The sequence below is a fragment of the Thiomicrorhabdus indica genome, from assembly GCF_004293625.1.
GTDB classification, from domain to species: Bacteria; Pseudomonadota; Gammaproteobacteria; order Thiomicrospirales; family Thiomicrospiraceae; genus Thiomicrorhabdus; species Thiomicrorhabdus indica.
Map to the genome: position 1 here is coordinate 2,357,240 of NZ_CP033040.1, position 21,620 is coordinate 2,378,859.

At 45.4% G+C, this 21,620-nt stretch carries 4 protein-coding genes; 2 read left to right on the plus strand and 2 right to left on the minus strand.

Features of this window, described 5'->3' with window-relative positions; translation table 11 throughout:
• Window positions 1–28: 28 nt before the first annotated feature.
• Complete coding sequence (locus D9T12_RS10400; RefSeq protein ID WP_130538107.1) at window positions 29–6,265, minus strand: retention module-containing protein; 6,237 nt, start codon at window positions 6,263–6,265, stop codon at window positions 29–31.
• 331 nt (window positions 6,266–6,596) lie between these two features.
• Here D9T12_RS10400 and D9T12_RS10405 point away from each other — a divergent pair, with 331 nt between their 5' ends.
• On the plus strand, window positions 6,597–7,904 hold the full coding sequence (locus D9T12_RS10405) for a type II toxin-antitoxin system HipA family toxin (protein ID WP_130538108.1): 1,308 nt from the start codon (window positions 6,597–6,599) through the stop codon (window positions 7,902–7,904).
• Complete coding sequence (locus D9T12_RS10410; protein ID WP_165395097.1) at window positions 7,901–8,266, plus strand: helix-turn-helix domain-containing protein; 366 nt, start codon at window positions 7,901–7,903, stop codon at window positions 8,264–8,266. Before D9T12_RS10405 ends, D9T12_RS10410 begins: the two co-directional genes overlap by 4 nt.
• Before the next feature lie 121 nt (window positions 8,267–8,387).
• Here the strand turns inward: D9T12_RS10410 and D9T12_RS10415 are convergent, their stop codons facing one another.
• On the minus strand, window positions 8,388–21,380 hold the full coding sequence (locus D9T12_RS10415; RefSeq protein WP_130538110.1) for a Calx-beta domain-containing protein: 12,993 nt from the start codon (window positions 21,378–21,380) through the stop codon (window positions 8,388–8,390).
• Between the last annotated feature and the right edge of the window lie 240 nt (window positions 21,381–21,620).

Sequence of the window (21,620 nt, forward strand, 5' to 3'; positions counted from 1 at the left end):
AAGTGAGTATTGAAGATAACCTAGATAACTAACTGTCAATGTCTAAATTATCATCACTTAACAAGTTATCAATAATATCTTGGTCACTATGTGCTCCACCATTGGTCAAATCCACACCTTCAAAGACAATCGTTTGTTTCGCAACAGCACCTGCTGCCCCATCAGGACTGATTTCTAGCGTTGTGTTACCAGTTCCACTATCATAGCTAAACTCAAGATATTCGGTTAAATCTGCACCCGCTGCCTCTTCTCCTTCCAAAAGGTCAGCAATATCCAGACGATCGCCAGAAGAACCGACTTCAAAGTCTGTAATGGTATCGGTACCGTTATCTCCAGCACGGTAAACAAAGGTATCTGAACCGGAACCACCGGTTAGAGTGTCATCGCCAGCACCACCGTATAGTCGGTCATTTCCACTTTCACCATCTAACGTATCATCCCCACCTTGGTCTGATCGAGTGACAAGCTGATCAAGATTACTTCTCAAGAAGTCCATAATTTCTTGATCTGATGGATTTGCAGATCCAGTATCTGCTGACACGGCATCAAGAACACCATCCCATCCTTCGTTTTCATGTCCTTGAATTTCAGGTGCATCACCAAAGATAATGTCGTCACCATAACCACCGGATAATACATCGTCTCCAACGTCATCAGGGTTGACCACGGTGCTTCCACCAGTTAAAGCAGCGTCTAACTCATCTGCAGTATGAATGATTGTAGGAACACCTTTATCTACATCAATCGAGGAGTTTTGAACAATATTATCAATATAAGCCCAGTCTTCTCCACCTCTTACATTCTCAACCTCAAATACTAATTGGTAATCACCCGTAACTGAAACCGCACTCGTTGAAATCGTAGTTCCATTGGAATCTGATCGAGTACCTGAGTCAATCACTGAGCCGTCAGAAACGGAAATCAATGACCATTTGAAGTAATCGTCAGATCCAAAATTATCTGTAGAATACTCAAACGTAATCCAATCATTAGCATTCATCGTGATAACTTTACTAGTCGCTTTGGAAGCTAAACTTGGGTCATGAGAAATATCTCCAATTACAAGATCTTTGTAGTAATCACTGATATACCCTTCTGAATTCGAATCACCTGAGAAAGTCCAATCACTTTCAGTATCCAAAGGCTCATCTGAGCCGCTAAAGTCGGCCAACTCAATTGTGGTATCAAAGGATTCTGTTCCAACCACATCGGTGTTATCAAATAGCGCCAATGTATCTTCAGAAACACCACTGCCAATACCAATCGCATGGACTTCTGAAATGGCTGATAATCCTTGGAAACCATCCACTGATTCCAAAATTACTTCATCAGTTGTATCACTACCATTACCACCACCGTTATAAAGGGTTGGATCACCATCGGTTAGGAAGTAGGTCAAATTATCATAACCATTTGATTGACTTGACAACCAATTTTCAGCCGCTTCAAAGCCAGCTTCATAGTTGGTACCGCCATCAGCATCAAAACCATCAATCGTCGATTTAATTTGATTTAATTGACCATTATTCAAGTCTTGAAGATTCGCAACATTCACCTCTGTTGAAGCACTTCCAGCGAAGGTCACTATCTGCAAATTAATATGGCCATCATGATCAGCAAGTTTATCAACAAAGCTTTTTAGCGAACTTTCAAGCAAATCCATTCTTGAACTCATACTTCCTGAAGTGTCTGCAATAATCGAAATATTGTAGTCTCCGGCAGGATTCACAACCGTATTGTTACCGCCTTTATCCCCAACGATAATGTCATCGAAAGTATCCGAACCGACTGTGTCACTGGTATTTTCTTTCACAATCAAGCTATCATCAAAGGTTAATGGAACTTGTGGATCAGGATCTACTGAATTAATTTCAACATTAATTGTTCCTGTGATCGAATCGCCATCGCCATCAACCGCATCAACGGTAAATTCAAGTTCTTGACCGGGTGCAGCGATTAAATCAATCGTTTCAAGACTTGTGATTTTAAGGTCAGCAGGACTCTCCACAACCGTCAATTTAACCGCTGTAAAGTCACTAGGCGCTTGAATTGAAATATCACCATTATTTTCTGCTGAAACAGATCCAGTGGCACCAGTAACAAGCGTTGATCCATTATAGAACTCGTAATTAAATGTGCCGCCTTGTGGCGCTTTTAACCCAAAGATTAATTGATCCACACCAGATTGAGAGTCATCGAAAGTAAATGTCAAAGCCTCACCCACAGCAAGACTGTTCGCATCACCTGCAATACCATTATTACTTGGATTGACTAAATCATTTATTCCACTTGCTGAAACACTAATACCTGTATAACCGTCATAAGTTTCAGATGGTGAGCCAGCGTTGGTATTATCAAATGCCATTTCATAAACAGTTTCTCCAGCATCCGCTTTCAATAACGTAAACTCATAATCTCCATCTTCTTCAAGGCTCAAAGTAAAGACATCATCAGTGCCATCATTTGCAGTCAGAGTTACCGTTCCGTCAGAAGCCGTCGAAGAGCTATAAGTCACCCCTTCAGGAGCCGTTCCACCTAAAGAGATATTACCCCATTCGTCTGCACCAGATAAGAATCCAGCATTAGTATCAGAGTCTGAATCACCATCAACATTATCAACCGTTAATTTCGTGAAGCTACCTGCTTCTGGTAAATCATCCGTGATGTCAACATACACCGTTTGGGTGACACTATTACCATCACTATCACTGACAACAATATCGACACTTGCGCCGTTATCTTTGAAGTCAGAGGTTACTTCATGATCATAAGCCGCGGTTTGGGTAAAGCTGACTTGCCCATTCGCATCAACAGAGAAACTACCAAAATTTGGATCGGTATGTCCTGCAGCAATCGCATAGCTATAACTACCGGAACCACCACTTGGCACCACAGAAGTCGTAAACACATTGTCTGCTAAATCTGGCGTTACCATGGAAGCATCATCTGCCAAAATATCGCTGGCCGAAGCGCTTAGGCCACTTTCCCCAAGAGTAATGGTTAAAGTCGTGGTTGAGGTATCACCATCAACATCTTTAATGGTGTACACAAATGTATCACTACCTGGAGATGAGTTTGCTTCCGCATGGTAATCATAAGAACCATCTGCATAGAGTGTTAAGTCCCCTTTTGCCCCAGCAATGCTTGAACCTACATTACCATTCACAATGGCGACACTTGTATCGCCCGTTGAATCGGCAACAATCCCTGTAATAGTTGGGATGCCATAATCATCACCACCGCTGGTATCGTTTGCCAACACACCTTGAGCAGCATCAACCTCCAATAAAGCGCCTTCAATAACACTATTACTGTCTAAAGTGGCTTCAGGTGAATCATCTGTGATGTCAACATTCACTGTTTGCGTAACACTACGACCATAGCTATCACTGACAACAATATCGACACTTGCGCCGTTATCTTTGAAGTCAGAAGTGATTTCATGATCATAGGCGGCAGTTTGTGTGAAAGACACTTGTCCATTCGCATCTACCGAGAAGTGTCCAAAACTTGGGTCAACATGAGTTGATGCAATTGCATAGCTATAGCCACCAGAGCCACCACTTGGCATGACATTTGTCGTAAACACATTGTCGGACGAATCAGGAGTAACCATAGAGACATCGTCTGCCAAAATATCTTCAGCAGATGCTGATAATGGTTCATTTCCATCATCTTCAAATCCAGCCGTAGCACTTGAAACGAGAATATCGCCATTAGTTGAGTTTGAAATATTACCGCTGAAAGCTTCATAGCCTTCTGGTAGCTCATCATTAATAGGCAATAATTCAACCGTTGCTGAATCTGCTCCAGTTAATCGCACAGTCCATCCATTATTCATAAAGTCTTGAATCTCAGAGGGACTTGTTAACCAATTTGTGCCGTTGGCATCAACAATTTTGACTTGTTCAATATCTTCAGGCTCTAAACTTTCGCCTTGATTTGAACCAAGTGTGAAACGTACTTCGCTGTCATCAGAACTAGCATCCACATTTGAACGGCTAATGGTAAAAAGCACCACATCTTCTGGAGCACTCGGAGGTTCAATTGAGGATTGCTCAGCATATTCTTCATTAGGGAAGTAATCATTCCCTAGAATCACTGGTTCCCAAGCGTGATTATCGGTTGCAACAATTTGAATACCAATATTTTGTTCAGGATAAGTAATGGTTAATGACGACACATCCAAATCGCCTTCTGCATCGCTCACGGTGTAGTTAATAACGGCATCGCCTTCAAATCCACCGGCCGGTGTAAAAGTAATATTACCGTCTGCATCATAACCGACAGTACCTGAACCCGATTGCAAGGTCGCTCCAACCAAAGATAAACCACCATCGGCACCGGAACTATCGTTTCCTAATACATTGTAGGTAATCGTTTGGTTTTGATTCGCCGTTGTGCTGTCAGCTAGTGCGACTGGTCCATCATCATTAATTTGAATATTCAATGCTGAGGCAGCAACATCTCCATCACTATCGGTCACCTCAACACTAAAGGCTTCTGGGTACTGGTCACCAGCTCCCACAGCACTTGGATCAGTATGAGGTGCGTTATCATTTAATTCATAACTCCAGCTATAACTACCAGACGCATCCACCGCAACAGATAAATCACCATAGACACCCGAAACAGTTCCTCCAGCGGTCATATCTTGGCCAGCGACAATCAAGCTTGCAACTGTATCACCACCTGTATCAATACCAAAGGTACCCGTAGTCATTGTGCTTCCACCACCAGAACCATCAGGTAAGGCACTCTCGCTGACAACACCCGATGCACCTAAAACAACAGGCTCACTGTCAGGCGCCACAGTTAAAGTTAGAATCGCTTCATCAGGGTCACCTTCTGCATCTTGCATCACATAACTAATGACGACTTCACCTTCAAAACCTGGAACAGGTGTAAAGCTGACATCACCATTCGCGTCATATTCAATCTGACCAGCATCTGCAGTTTCTAATTCGGCAGAAACCAAGGTTTTACCACCATCTGCACCGCTTAAATCATTATCTAAGACATTCACCGTTACACTGCTGTCTTCAGGAACATCGCCAGTATCATTCACCGCAATAGGACCATCGTCATTGATTTGGATGTCTAAACTTGACGTCACACTATCCCCATCACTGTCCTGTAATTCGAACGTAAATGTTTCACCAAGATATTGATCAGCTGAACCAATCGCAGTAGGATCTGTGTGAGGGGCATTTTGATCTAATGTGTACTCCCAAGTGTATGCATTTTCACCACTACGTATAACGGTTAAAACACCATAATCCCCAACAACGCTACCACCAAAAGTAACATCTTTACCATCGACTATAACCGTAGCAACACTGTCATTTCCGGTTTCAATTGGCACCGAGCCAGAAGTCGTTAAAGTTCCTCCACCGGTTCCATCTGGCAAAGCACTTTCATCCACTACCGCAGCAGTTGGAATAATCTCAAAAGTAGGCACACTGTCTGGATCGACCGTTAATAAAACTGTCGCAGTGGAAACATCACCATCAATATCGGTGATGCTATAAAGAAAACTATCTTCACCTTCAAAGCCAGGGTTAGGTTGATAGCTAAAAGAACCATCGGCGTTCACCGTTGCAACCCCACCGGAGGGTTCAGAAACTAAATTCCAAATATTACCGCCATCTTCACTAGGGTCATCATTTAAGGCCAAGCTTCCTGAAATCAGAGTATCTTCTGGAACTTGGAAAGCATCATCCACTGCGAGAGGTTGGTCATCTACCAGCGCATCATTAACAGCTTCTTCAAAAACTGCTTCTGTGTAATTAGCATTGTCATAAGTTGCAGGGTCAACTGTTTCAACCACACGAGTCAAAATAGGCACGCCACCCTCTTCGCTATATTCTTGTCCTTCCTGATCTGAAATATCACGAATTTCTAGACTCATGGCACCGCCTGCTTCAGCGCCACCACCGGCAGCAGGGGCTTCTACTTGATCAAGCAAATCCCCATCAGGATTATTTAAGTCTGCAAGAATCTCTTCTAAGGACTGATCTTGGATTGCATTCGCCACACTATTTTCTGATTCAAGAATTTCTTCATGCAAAGCTAACACTTGATTCTGTGCAACATCAACGTTCTGACCGTTCACCAATTGAATAACAATGGTTCCGTTTCCAGTCTGAATCTGATCTCCGGCATACAACTCGTCCGACACATTCACAAGTCGAGCATTACCTTGCGGGTCTCGAACCACCACTTCACCATCTACTTGGATAATACGTGCAATTAAAGTAGCCATGACAACACCTCCTAACAAGTGCTTATTACTCTTACCTACTATGCTACGCCCATCTCAGAAAAGTAAAATACACCTAAGTATTAAAGCGTATAAATATAATTTAATAGGGGTTATAAAAATAATTTACCGGCCGGTAAATAACCAAACAACTGTCATCTCCTCAATCAGAATGATAGTCATATTGCAGAATTTACATTCAATGACCACAAACAAAAATGAGTACATTATTACTCAAAAAATCTCATAAACACTCTATTATGAGTAAATAATTTCACATTTAATACAACACACCCTTTAAAATGAGTAAATATATACCCAGAAGAGACTCCGTATGAAAATCACTCTACAAGTGTTCCATAACCAAAAATGGCATGATGCTGCAGAGCTCAAAGCAGATACACCATCCCAGAATGTTTCTCTTGATTACCTCAAGCCTTACAAAATTGACTTCTTATTTGAACGATTAGAAACCGCTTGCTCAGTGAATTATCCTGTAGAAATTTTTCAGACCTATCAAAAACAAGGATGGTTTGGTTTTATTGAAGATATTCTACCGGCCGGTTCAAGTCGACGATATTGGATTCGACGTTTAGGGTTGGAAGGTGTTGCAAGATGGAAACAAGATATCATTTTGTTACAACAGGCAACCATAGCTCCTATTGGAAACCTCAGAGTGAAAGAAGCTGTTCCGGAAAAATTTGCAGATGACCTTCAAGAGCGTCGCTTTTCAGTTTCTGATGTCGTTGAACATAACATTGACTTTTTGGAATATGCTCAAGAAATGGGTGCCATGAGTGGTGGTGCAACGGGTGCTGCAGGCGAAGCTCCAAAATTACTTGTTCGTCGCAATGGCGAATCTGTTTGGATTGATACCTACCAAGACAACTTAACCAATTTAGATCAACACTACTTAGTCAAATTTCCCCGTGGCAAAGGACTCTTACGAGATCAGCAAATCCTTGAAGCTGAGTATGCCTATATTAAAGAACTCAATCGTCTGGGGTTTTCTGCCATTGATGCCTCAAAAACCCATTTACAAAAACAAGGCGATCAGATTTCACTCTGGTTACCGCGTTTTGATGTGTCTTATGACAAGGGTTACGTTGAGCACTATGGATTAGAGTCAATGTATTCCATATTAGAAAAACCGGCCGGTAGCTTATTGAATCATTTTGACGTTATACAATCCATTTGTGAAAAACTGCAAGAACTAAACGGTTTTAATGCCAATGAATTTACCAAAGAATGGGTCAAGCGAGACTTTTTAAATGTGATGTTTGCCAACAGTGACAATCATGGACGAAATCATGCTTTCCTGAAAAAGCATGGAAAAATTGAGCTTGCCCCAATTTATGACTTTGCTCCCATGAAAGCAGATTTAGAACAAATTGTCCGCTCAATCAAATGGGGAAGACCCTATGAATCCGGTGGTGACTTTGATTGGAAGGGCATCACACAGCAACTGAAAGAACATATTCAACCAACCGAACTATGGCAGGAGTTGCAAGCCTTAGCAGCCGAGTTAGTAGGCTTGAAAGAACGCTTGTTAGACTATGGAGTGAATGCCGAATTTTTAGAAATTCCCGTGTTAGGTATGAATTCCATTGAATCAAGACTGTCCAAATGGGAGTTATTATGACCAACCGTAAAAAGCTGAAGGATAATCAAAAACAAAAGCCACCAGAAGATTCCGTCGAAAACCACGAAACCTTGATGTTAAAAGCCTTACAGGACGTTTGGCAAGGAACAAAAACCGAAGGTGAACTTCTATGTTTTCTGCGAAAAAATGTCTTACAAATGAATCAAGAGCGCTATGCCAATCTGGTGGGTATCAGTCGAAAAACTCTTTCAAATATTGAAAATGGCAAAATCCAAGCAAATACCAAAGTACTCAATCAAGCCTTCAAACCACTTGGTCTTAAAGTCGGATTGATTCCGCGATTTGACAACCACTGGACTAAAATTATGCAGGCGATGAGCTCTCACAAAGAGATCCTCTAGCATTCGATCAAGTTTTTACCGGCCGGTAAACTTTTAAACAGGCAATAAAAAACCCTCGGACAACATTGTTATCCGAGGGTTTGTTTAGGCAAGATTAACGTCTAAGCTTATTCAGATTAGATTAGTTATCTTGATGTGGTTGATTAAGGTTTGCTTCCATAATCGCTTGCTCTTCCGCAGAAGGCATACCTGAAGAGTCAGGTGCCGAATTAGAATCAGTATCTGGCGTTGAACCAGAACTTGCAGCTGGTGCAGACTCTGAGTCATCATCAGATGCAGGCAACTCAACCGTTTGCTCATCATCGGATAGAACATCATCCTCTGTAATCGGCTCAGCAGTTGAGCTGTCTGAATCATCTGAGGATTCTTCACCATCGGTCGATGAATCTGCCAGATTATCAAAGTGCAACTCAGGCTCTGCTTCACCTTCATGAATAAAGCCTGCTAGATCAACTTCTAGCGCACCTTCACCTTCGGTATTCGAAGAATCATCAGAGCCATCTGATTCATTAGCATCAGAGTCAGAATCACCTTCCTCTGATTCGTCAATGACTTCATCAGAAGATTCTGTCGAATCATTGCTTTCAGAACGGTCATCATCAGCATCCTTTTCAGATGCTTCAGAATCGTCTTCAACATCCGACGTCATCGCTTCATCTGTTTCAGGTGTTTCTTCAGACTCTTCAGTCGTATCTACATCACCATCCGTGTCATCCGTTCCAACTTCAGAATCATCTGGTTCATCAGCAGCGACGTCACCGGTCTGCTCAGAATCCTCAGCATTATCCTCCGCTGTTGCAGACCCTTCAGCGGTTGAAGCAGCCGTTGTGGTTTGCTGCTGAGTTGAATCCTCTGAATTTTCATCAACTGAATCTTCAGCCTCTGCATCAGTTTCCTCTGCAGCTTCTTCAGTCTCGTCACCTTCAACAACTTCTTCTGAAGCTAATTCCTCGGTTTCCTCAACTGTATCTCCTGCAATTAGAGCTTCAAGCTCTTCAAGCGACATACCAAAGTCGATTTCATCGAAAGTAATCAATGCATCAGAACCAATGTCGTCCGAATTAAATTCAGCGACTAAGGTATCGCCAGCAAATAGCTGAATCACGTCACCTTCATCATAAGTAAAGGCACCATTTTCCATGACCCCAGACATGCCTGAAGAAGTTTGGTAACTCAAGCCATCAATCGCTTCAATCGCTAAAGTTGCCGTAACGATTGAATCATCCACATGCGCGTCAAACTCTGTTTGGCCACCGTAGGTTTCCAACATGGTTTTAACATGCGCCATCGCCTCTTCTTCAGTGACATAAGTTTCACCAGCCGCTTGGATCGCTGCTTTCAAGTCTGCTTCCGAAATTGAACGAAGATCAATATTCGAACCTGCAAACTTCGCGTGAACTTCTGGCGTAATCGTAATTGAGTACTCAGGATCCGCAACCTGATCAAGTGACTGTAGGAATACCGCCATGTTTTCAACATATTCGTTATTCAAGTCAGAACGATCTACATTGGCAAGGTCTTGCAAGAACACCTGACCTTCAGCTAAATCATTCGCAGCCGCAGTACCAATGACCACATCTCCGACCATAAAGGTCACCGAGTCTCCTTCAACATAGCTGAAGCTACCATTTGCATCAGTCAAGCCTGACACTCCAGAAGTCGTCACATAAGCTAGACCTTCTACAATACCGTCAACGAGTTGAGCGGTCACAGTATTTTCATGACCTGTAGTTGTTTCAGTTGCCGTTACAGAAATGGTAATGGCATCCAATGCAGCTTGAGTAAGTTGTGAAGTTGATGCCAATTTCACATCTGAAGCCGCTACTCCACCGGTTAATTCAACTGTGAAGGTTCCATCACCGTTATCAGTGACTCCAGTTCCTGTCACTGTCACACCGTTTGGCAAGTCACTAACCGTTACATCACTTAAGGTTTCTGAATCTGTATCTGTCAAAGAAGCACTCAAATCTAGCTCGTAACTATAGGTATTCACCGTCTGTGTCACTTCAGCACTAAAGTCAGAGACTTTGAAGTATCCACTAGTGCTTACAACTTTTACTGCATCAAAGTTTGAGCCAGCTGGAGCAGTGTAGTCATAAGATCCATTCCGATTTAATGTGATAGTGTCAACAACAGTTGCTCCATCCAGTATCTGAATATATCCAGAACCATTTGAATCCCACCAACCGTTATCTTCAAAATTAGAAATCTTCAGTGTAAAACTCAATGCATCATCACCCAAAGAGTAAGTTTTAGTTGATGACCAACCACCTATGTCGGAAGTTGAACTATCACTGACTGTTTCAACAGTTTGCGTTGAACTCACCGACTCTGAGGCAACTAAAGACTCACCATCCAAATTAGGTGCTGACGCAGTGGTATCCAATGCCGTGACATCAATATTCACATTAAAGGAGGCTGTATCGCCATCTGCATCGGAAACATTCACCGAGAAGACTTTCGCCGTTGTTCCTTCTGCAAACTCACCCGATTGTGCACTGTAAGAATATTCACCTGTGACAAAATCAAACATCAATGTGCCTTGACCATCAAGTTCAACCCCTTCAACAGGGAAATTGCCGCTGGTATAGGTAGTACCGTAGACTTCAATACTATCAATGGTAACTTCGTTGGTACCTGAATAGTTATCCGAAACATCACCACTCACAGACACTGTCGCGGTATTCGTCAATGTTTGAGCCAATTGAGTTTCATCTGACACCATAATTGGATCAACACCATCCTCAACTTGGATGTGCTCAAGATACTCATCCGACACATTTGAACCAATACCGACAACGTGAAGCGTATCTACATTGGATTCGATGAAATCTTTCCAATCCAAAATAGTTGAGTCTTGGTCACTATCTACATCACTAGAGTTTGAATTTGGATTTCCATCTGATAAGAAATAACCAATAGTTTGATCAGCGCCTTTTCCTGTAAAGTCAATCGTTTCTGTTTCATTCACCGCATCTTTATAATCAGTACCACCAGTGTTAATGTTTACAGGTGTTCCTGATGCGGTTAAACCACTTCCATTTAACTCAAGAGAGTTAATGTAAGCAATGGCATCATTTGCAGTCATCCATCCAATGTTATCGGCATTATCACCAAACAATGTCACATTAACTTCTGTAACACCCATAGATTGATACGATTGAATCGTTGAAACCAATGATTCCTGAGCAATCTCAAAACGTGTTTTATCAGTTCCAGATACACCAGAATCCATCGATCCAGAAACATCAAGGGTAATAATCAAGTTGGTATCAACACCACCAACCGTTAAGCTCACGCCTTCATCTTGAGCGGTAACTTCGCCATTTTCTGTAGTCAAGCATAGATTCCCACTAACAGCATCACCATCGGCATCCATAACGGTATAGGTAATGTTTTCAGTCACATCTGCACTCACGGCATCTTCTGGCATAAATGAATATGAACCATCCTGATTAATCGTAATCTCACCCGCATTTGTATCAAATGTCGCAGAAGTTGTTGAACTATCAAACGTTACAGTCTGACCGTTATAAGTCACTGAGTACAATTCTGGGTTTTCAATTCCATCAGCACCAAACGAATCGTTCGTTAAAACATTTCCATCAATCGTGTTAGGTGTTGTCGTAACGGTTGAATCTAGAGAATCAGACAAATCATCAATATCATCAAGAATAATGACATTGTCATCACTGCCATCATTCGTTGATTGCGTCTCACCTGTTGACCAAGCAATAGGTTCAAGCTCACTAATATCACTGCTGCTCAATCCGTTATAGCCAATTGCATAAGACTCATCAAAACCATTGTTTGTTAAGAAATTAATCCAGTCCGTTTCTTCAGATGAAACAATACCATCCGAACCAGTTCCATTATCATCTGTAGGCTCTCCATCAGATACAAACATCGCTATAAGCTTTCCACCACCTGCTGGAGGTGTCGAAAAATTATCTGTAACCGTTTGCAGCGCGGCATCATAATCTGTCCACCCACTGCTAGTTAGATTGTCAACCTGAGTCAAAGCAGCATCAAGATCGGTATACCAACCACCGTTAGAACCTGAACTATGGAAAGCCCCATTTGAAGCAAAACTGGTCAAGAAAACAGAATGCACAGCACCACTATTAAATAAACCCGTTAAACCTGTATGAATAGTATCTAAATCAGAAGAGCTTACACTTCCTGATGTATCAATCATTAGAACCAAATCTGCGCCAAGCGTAGAGGATTGCCCGCCTCCTGTTTCAAGACCAACAACACACTCATCTTGAACGACTGGCATATCATCATCAATTGACAACGTGAATGAGCTATTTCCAGAAATACCTGAAGAGTCTGCAACCTGAACATCAATGGTTAAGTCGATGTTGTTTTCATTCATCGCTGATGGATGTTGGACCGCCTGTAACAATTCAACTTCATAGCTCACTTGACCGTTAACTGTATCTACTGCTCCTAAGTCAATCGTGAACACATGACTTGATGCATCAGATGCATCTGAACCAGTATAGGCTACCAACTTGCTCGAAGACGCATCCCAAGTGGTTGAAACAGACTCTCCGCTTGAGGTCGTTAAACCATTTAAGTTAGCAATTGATAAACTAATTGGGTCAGTTGAAGCCAGTGTATTACCGGCCGGTAATACATAAGAAATTGTGCCCATTGTAACCTGAGCATCATCACCAACCGCTGAATCAGCGTTACCAGTCGCTAAATCATCTTCATCCACCATCGCATCATTCGAAACATTAACACCGATGTCATTGTCTGTAATCGCTGTCTCAACCGAGTTGTTCGCCGTGTCGATGCGCACATCTTCAAGACCACCATTGCCGCTAATCGAGTCAATCGTGATTGTGAACGATTCACTGGTTTCAAAAATGTTGTCGTCAATCGTGTCAATCTTGAAGCTCTCACTCGGAGTCGCTCCTGCTGGGATAATCGTGCTGCCAACACCTGTGAAGTCCGTGCCATCAACCGCCACACCACTGTAGGTGAAGTTCACCGTGATCGGTGCCGTGGTCGTTTGCGTCACACTCACTGTGTATTCCGCTGTCGTTTCACCTTCTACAACGGTCGCAGGTCCTTCAATGCTCACATACGCGGTTTGATCATCTGGCGTTGTCGGGACTGGCTCATCCGTAATCGCTGTGTCGACCGAGTTGTTCGCCGTGTCGATACGTACATCTTCAAGACCACCATTGCCGGTAATCGAATCAATCGTGATTGTGAACGATTCACTGGTTTCAAAAATGTTGTCGTCAATCGTGTCAATCGTGAAGCTGTCACTCGGAGTCGCTCCCGCTGGGATAATCGTGCTGCCAACACCTGTGAAGTCCGTGCCATCAACCGCCACACCACTGTAGGTGAAGTTCACCGTGATCGGTGCCGTGGTCGTTTGCGTCACACTCACTGTGTATTCCGCTGTCGTTTCACCTTCTACAACGGTCGCAGGTCCTTCAATGCTCACATACGCGGTTTGATCATCTGGCGTTGTCGGGACTGGCTCATCTGTAATCGCTGTCTCAACCGAGTTGTTCGCCGTGTCGATACGTACATCTTCAAGACCACCATTGCCGGTAATCGAATCAATCGTGATTGTGAACGATTCACTGGTTTCAAAAATGTTGTCGTCAATCGTGTCAATCGTGAAGCTGTCACTCGGAGTCGCTCCCGCTGGGATAATCGTGCTGCCAACACCTGTGAAGTCCGTGCCATCAACCGCCACACCACTGTAGGTGAAGTTCACCGTGATCGGTGCCGTGGTCGTTTGCGTCACACTCACTGTGTATTCCGCTGTCGTTTCACCTTCTACAACGGTCGCAGGTCCTTCAATGCTCACATACGCGGTTTGATCATCTGGCGTTGTCGGGACTGGCTCATCTGTAATCGCTGTCTCAACCGAGTTGTTCGCCGTGTCGATACGTACATCTTCAAGACCACCATTGCCGGTAATCGAATCAATCGTGATTGTGAACGATTCACTGGTTTCAAAAATGTTGTCGTCAATCGTGTCAATCGTGAAGCTGTCACTCGGAGTCGCTCCCGCTGGGATAATCGTGCTGCCAACACCTGTGAAGTCCGTGCCATCAACCGCCACACCACTGTAGGTGAAGTTCACCGTGATCGGTGCCGTGGTCGTTTGCGTCACACTCACTGTGTATTCCGCTGTCGTTTCACCTTCTACAACGGTCGCAGGTCCTTCAATGCTCACATACGCGGTTTGATCATCTGGCGTTGTCGGGACTGGCTCATCTGTAATCGCTGTCTCAACCGAGTTGTTCGCCGTGTCGATACGTACATCTTCAAGACCACCATTGCCGGTAATCGAATCAATCGTGATTGTGAACGATTCACTGGTTTCAAAAATGTTGTCGTCAATCGTGTCAATCGTGAAGCTGTCACTCGGAGTCGCTCCCGCTGGGATAATCGTGCTGCCAACACCTGTGAAGTCCGTGCCATCAACCGCCACACCACTGTAGGTGAAGTTCACCGTGATCGGTGCCGTGGTCGTTTGCGTCACACTCACTGTGTATTCCGCTGTCGTTTCACCTTCTACAACGGTCGCAGGTCCTTCAATGCTCACATACGCGGTTTGATCATCTGGCGTTGTCGGGACTGGCTCATCTGTAATCGCTGTCTCAACCGAGTTGTTCGCCGTGTCGATACGTACATCTTCAAGACCACCATTGCCGGTAATCGAATCAATCGTGATTGTGAACGATTCACTGGTTTCAAAAATGTTGTCGTCAATCGTGTCAATCTTGAAGCTCTCACTCGGAGTCGCTCCTGCTGGAATGTCAACACTGCCCACTCCGGTGAAGTCCGTGCCATCAACCGCCACACCACTGTAGGTGAAGTTCACCGTGATCGGTGCCGTGGTCGTTTGTGTCACACTGACTGTGTATTCCGCTGTCGTTTCACCTTCTACAACGGTCGCAGGTCCTTCAATGCTCACATACGCGGTTTGATCATCTGGCGTTGTCGGGACTGGCTCATCCGTAATCGCTGTGTCGACCGAGTTGTTCGCCGTGTCGATACGTACATCTTCAAGACCACCATTGCCGGTAATCGAATCAATCGTGATTGTGAACGATTCACTGGTTTCAAAAATGTTGTCGTCAATCGTGTCAATCGTGAAGCTGTCACTCGGAGTCGCTCCCGCTGGGATAATCGTGCTGCCAACACCTGTGAAGTCCGTGCCATCAACCGCCACACCACTGTAGGTGAAGTTCACCGTGATCGGTGCCGTGGTCGTTTGCGTCACACTCACTGTGTATTCCGCTGTCGTTTCACCTTCTACAACGGTCGCAGGTCCTTCAATGCTCACATACGCGGTTTGATCATCTGGCGTTGTCGGGACTGGCTCATCTGTAATCGCTGTCTCAACCGAGTTGTTCGCCGTGTCGATACGTACATCTTCAAGACCACCATTGCCGGTAATCGAATCAATCGTGATTGTGAACGATTCACTGGTTTCAAAAATGTTGTCGTCAATCGTGTCAATCTTGAAGCTCTCACTCGGAGTCGCTCCTGCTGGAATGTCAACACTGCCCACTCCGGTGAAGTCCGTGCCATCAACCGCCACACCACTGTAGGTGAAGTTCACCGTGATCGGTGCCGTGGTCGTTTGTGTCACACTGACTGTGTATTCCGCTGTCGTTTCACCTTCTACAACGGTCGCAGGTCCTTCAATGCTCACATACGCGGTTTGATCATCTGGCGTTGTCGGGACTGGCTCATCCGTAATCGCTGTGTCGACCGAGTTGTTCGCCGTGTCGATACGTACATCTTCAAGACCACCATTGCCGGTAATCGAATCAATCGTGATTGTGAACGATTCACTGGTTTCAAAAATGTTGTCGTCAATCGTGTCAATCGTGAAGCTGTCACTCGGAGTCGCTCCCGCTGGGATAATCGTGCTGCCAACACCTGTGAAGTCCGTGCCATCAACCGCCACACCACTGTAGGTGAAGTTCACCGTGATCGGTGCCGTGGTCGTTTGCGTCACACTCACTGTGTATTCCGCTGTCGTTTCACCTTCTACAACGGTCGCAGGTCCTTCAATGCTCACATACGCGGTTTGATCATCTGGCGTTGTCGGGACTGGCTCATCTGTAATCGCTGTCTCAACCGAGTTGTTCGCCGTGTCGATACGTACATCTTCAAGACCACCATTGCCGGTAATCGAATCAATCGTGATTGTGAACGATTCACTGGTTTCAAAAATGTTGTCGTCAATCGTGTCAATCTTGAAGCTCTCACTCGGAGTCGCTCCTGCTGGAATGTCAACACTGCCCACTCCGGTGAAGTCCGTGCCATCAACCGCCACACCACTGTAGGTGAAGTTCACCGTGATCGGTGCCGTGGTCGTTTGTGTCACACTGACTGTGTATTCCGCTGTCGTTTCACCTTCTACAACGGTCGCAGGTCCTTCAATGCTCACATACGCGGTTTGATCATCTGGCGTTGTCGGGACTGGCTCATCTGTAATCGCTGTCTCAACCGAGTTGTTCGCCGTGTCGATACGTACATCTTCAAGACCACCATTGCCGGTAATCGAATCAATCGTGATTGTGAACGATTCACTGGTTTCAAAAATGTTGTCGTCAATCGTGTCAATCTTGAAGCTCTCACTCGGAGTCGCTCCTGCTGGAATGTCAACACTGCCCACTCCGGTGAAGTCCGTGCCATCAACCGCCACACCACTGTAGGTGAAGTTCACCGTGATCGGTGCCGTGGTCGTTTGTGTCACACTGACTGTGTATTCCGCTGTCGTTTCACCTTCTACAACGGTCGCAGGTCCTTCAATGCTCACATACGCGGTTTGATCATCTGGCGTTGTCGGGACTGGCTCATCCGTAATCGCTGTGTCGACCGAGTTGTTCGCCGTGTCGATACGTACATCTTCAAGACCACCATTGCCGGTAATCGAATCAATCGTGATTGTGAACGATTCACTGGTTTCAAAAATGTTGTCGTCAATCGTGTCAATCGTGAAGCTGTCACTCGGAGTCGCTCCCGCTGGGATAATCGTGCTGCCAACACCTGTGAAGTCCGTGCCATCAACCGCCACACCACTGTAGGTGAAGTTCACCGTGATCGGTGCCGTGGTCGTTTGCGTCACACTCACTGTGTATTCCGCTGTCGTTTCACCTTCTACAACGGTCGCAGGTCCTTCAATGCTCACATACGCGGTTTGATCATCTGGCGTTGTCGGGACTGGCTCATCTGTAATCGCTGTCTCAACCGAGTTGTTCGCCGTGTCGATACGTACATCTTCAAGACCACCATTGCCGGTAATCGAATCAATCGTGATTGTGAACGATTCACTGGTTTCAAAAATGTTGTCGTCAATCGTGTCAATCGTGAAGCTGTCACTCGGAGTCGCTCCCGCTGGGATAATCGTGCTGCCAACACCTGTGAAGTCCGTGCCATCAACCGCCACACCACTGTAGGTGAAGTTCACCGTGATCGGTGCCGTGGTCGTTTGCGTCACACTCACTGTGTATTCCGCTGTCGTTTCACCTTCTACAACGGTCGCAGGTCCTTCAATGCTCACATACGCGGTTTGATCATCTGGCGTTGTCGGGACTGGCTCATCTGTAATCGCTGTCTCAACCGAGTTGTTCGCCGTGTCGATACGTACATCTTCAAGACCACCATTGCCGGTAATCGAATCAATCGTGATTGTGAACGATTCACTGGTTTCAAAAATGTTGTCGTCAATCGTGTCAATCGTGAAGCTGTCACTCGGAGTCGCTCCTGCTGGAATGTCAACACTGCCCACTCCGGTGAAGTCCGTGCCATCAACCGCCACACCACTGTAGGTGAAGTTCACCGTGATCGGTGCCGTGGTCGTTTGCGTCACACTCACTGTGTATTCCGCTGTCGTTTCACCTTCTACAACGGTCGCAGGTCCTTCAATGCTCACATACGCGGTTTGATCATCTGGCGTTGTCGGGACTGGCTCATCTGTAATCGCTGTCTCAACCGAGTTGTTCGCCGTGTCGATACGTACATCTTCAAGACCACCATTGCCGGTAATCGAATCAATCGTGATTGTGAACGATTCACTGGTTTCAAAAATGTTGTCGTCAATCGTGTCAATCTTGAAGCTCTCACTCGGAGTCGCTCCTGCTGGAATGTCAACACTGCCCACTCCGGTGAAGTCCGTGCCATCAACCGCCACACCACTGTAGGTGAAGTTCACCGTGATCGGTGCCGTGGTCGTTTGTGTCACACTGACTGTGTATTCCGCTGTCGTTTCACCTTCTACAACGGTCGCAGGTCCTTCAATGCTCACATACGCGGTTTGATCATCTGGCGTTGTCGGGACTGGCTCATCCGTAATCGCTGTGTCGACCGAGTTGTTCGCCGTGTCGATACGTACATCTTCAAGACCACCATTGCCGGTAATCGAATCAATCGTGATTGTGAACGATTCACTGGTTTCAAAAATGTTGTCGTCAATCGTGTCAATCGTGAAGCTGTCACTCGGAGTCGCTCCCGCTGGGATAATCGTGCTGCCAACACCTGTGAAGTCCGTGCCATCAACCGCCACACCACTGTAGGTGAAGTTCACCGTGATCGGTGCCGTGGTCGTTTGCGTCACACTCACTGTGTATTCCGCTGTCGTTTCACCTTCTACAACGGTCGCAGGTCCTTCAATGCTCACATACGCGGTTTGATCATCTGGCGTTGTCGGGACTGGCTCATCTGTAATCGCTGTCTCAACCGAGTTGTTCGCCGTGTCGATACGTACATCTTCAAGACCACCATTGCCGGTAATCGAATCAATCGTGATTGTGAACGATTCACTGGTTTCAAAAATGTTGTCGTCAATCGTGTCAATCGTGAAGCTGTCACTCGGAGTCGCTCCCGCTGGGATAATCGTGCTGCCAACACCTGTGAAGTCCGTGCCATCAACCGCCACACCACTGTAGGTGAAGTTCACCGTGATCGGTGCCGTGGTCGTTTGCGTCACACTCACTGTGTATTCCGCTGTCGTTTCACCTTCTACAACGGTCGCAGGTCCATCAATGCTCACATACGCGGTTTGATCATCTGGCGTTGTCGGGACTGGCTCATCTGTAATCGCTGTCTCAACCGAGTTGTTCGCCGTGTCGATACGTACATCTTCAAGACCACCATTGCCGGTAATCGAATCAATCGTGATTGTGAACGATTCACTGGTTTCAAAAATGTTGTCGTCAATCGTGTCAATCGTGAAGCTGTCACTCGGAGTCGCTCCCGCTGGGATAATCGTGCTGCCAACACCTGTGAAGTCCGTGCCATCAACCGCCACACCACTGTAGGTGAAGTTCACCGTGATCGGTGCCGTGGTCGTTTGCGTCACACTCACTGTGTATTCCGCTGTCGTTTCACCTTCTACAACGGTCGCAGGTCCATCAATGCTCACATACGCGGTTTGATCATCTGGCGTTGTCGGGACTGGCTCATCTGTAATAGTTGAGTCGACACTGTTCGCTGTCGCATCCGCTTCGATGTTCTCGAAGTTGCTATCCGTGATGTCACCAATCGTAATCGTGAAATCTTCTACGCCTTCCGCTAAGGCATCGTCAAGCGTGTCTAACGTGAATGTCGTGCTGTCACTGCCCGCTGGGATCGTGACGCTGGCAACACCTGTAAAGTCCGTGCCATCAACTGCTGTTCCTGAGTAGGTCAACTCGACGGTCACTGACGTGCCATCCGCTGGAATCGCTTGGGACAGACTGACTGTGTAATCCGTTGAGGTCTCACCTTCTACGATGTCTTGCTCGCCACTGATTGACACAAGTACCGTGTCTGGAATACCGAATATTGGAGGTTCACCAGAAGGTTGTTCAGAAGGGTTTTCTGTCGGAACCTCGGCTGTCGCATCCATAATAGTAGTTACTACTGTTCCACTATAGTCCACACTTTGGTAATCCGAAGCATTGCTAAATGAGTCATTTTCAAGACCCATCGTAAACTGCTCACCATTATCTGCTAAAGCATCGTCGTTCGCATCAATCGTGAACGCCGTTCCAACGGTCACAGTAATAGTAGAGGCTGAATTATAGTCACCGGTGCTCGCATCACCACGTGTCGCATCATCACCTTGTGCACCAACATTGACAGTTACCAAGCCACTTGGCTGACTTGCAAGAGGAATCAAATTACCATTTTCGTCATAAGCAAGAACAATATATTCTCCAGTCTCGCTTAGACCTAGAATATCGCCAGTTTCACCAATAGTAGTCACTTGGGCAGTAATCGGCTCACCAGTTTGAGCGTCATATCCAATCACAGCGTGAAGTTGCAATTCAATAGGGTCTGCCAATGGTGGAGGTGTCGGCTGAGGTGGCTCTGTAGGTTCTGGTGTAGGTTCCTCTGTCGGAGGCTGAGTTGGTTCTGGCGTCGGTGCTTCAGTCGGTGCTTCAGTCGGTGCTTCAGTCGGTGCTTCAGTCGGTGCTTCAGTCGGCGCTTCGGTTGGCGCTTCGGTTGGCGCTTCGGTTGGCGCTTCGGTTGGCGCTTCGGTTGGGGCTTCGGTTGGGGCTTCGGTTGGCGCTAACGTAGCAGGCTCTGCTTCTAGTGCAACCTGTTGAGCACCTTCTTCTTGAGGAATCAGTTCTTGCTCTTCAAATGCAGCATTATCAAAAGTTACTGGATCGACCGTTTCAACAACACGAGATAGAATTGGGACTCCGCCTTCCTCTTGAGTTTCCTGCCCTGCTTGATCGTCAAGATCACGAACTTCTAAGCTCATCGAGCCACCATCTCCAGCAGCGGCGCCTCCCGCAGCAGTCGCTTCTAAATTATCAAGTAAGTCACCATCCTGACTATTTAATGCGGCTAGAATATCTTCCAAAGTTGCATCAGCTGTTTGATTCGTGATGTCAGACTCATCTGTTGCGGCTAAGACTTTCTCATCTAGGACAATTGACTGGTTATCTTTTATTGTTAACAAATGTTCATTTGTAAATTGGATTTGCAAACTTCCCCGGCCGGTATCAACCTTATCTCCCATAAATAGTGGTTGCCCAGCATCAACTAAGCGCTTACTTCCATCCGCTGAAGTGATAACAACTTGCCCTTCGACTTGCAGAATACGACCGATCATTTGTTCCATAACAGACTCCAATTCAATTGAGAATTTAAAACTTTTAACATGGAATACTATAAAGTGGTGAAATTGAAAAACATCGTACTAAGGTACGAAACATTTGTATTTTTGTGGAAATTATCAATTCCAACTTTTGTTGCATTTCGTAAGACAAAACATGAAAAAAGTATGAGTAAGTATTTTTACTGCGCTATGATTTACTTATCAAATTCATCAATAAAGCAAGCACTGAAAGCACCATAAAAA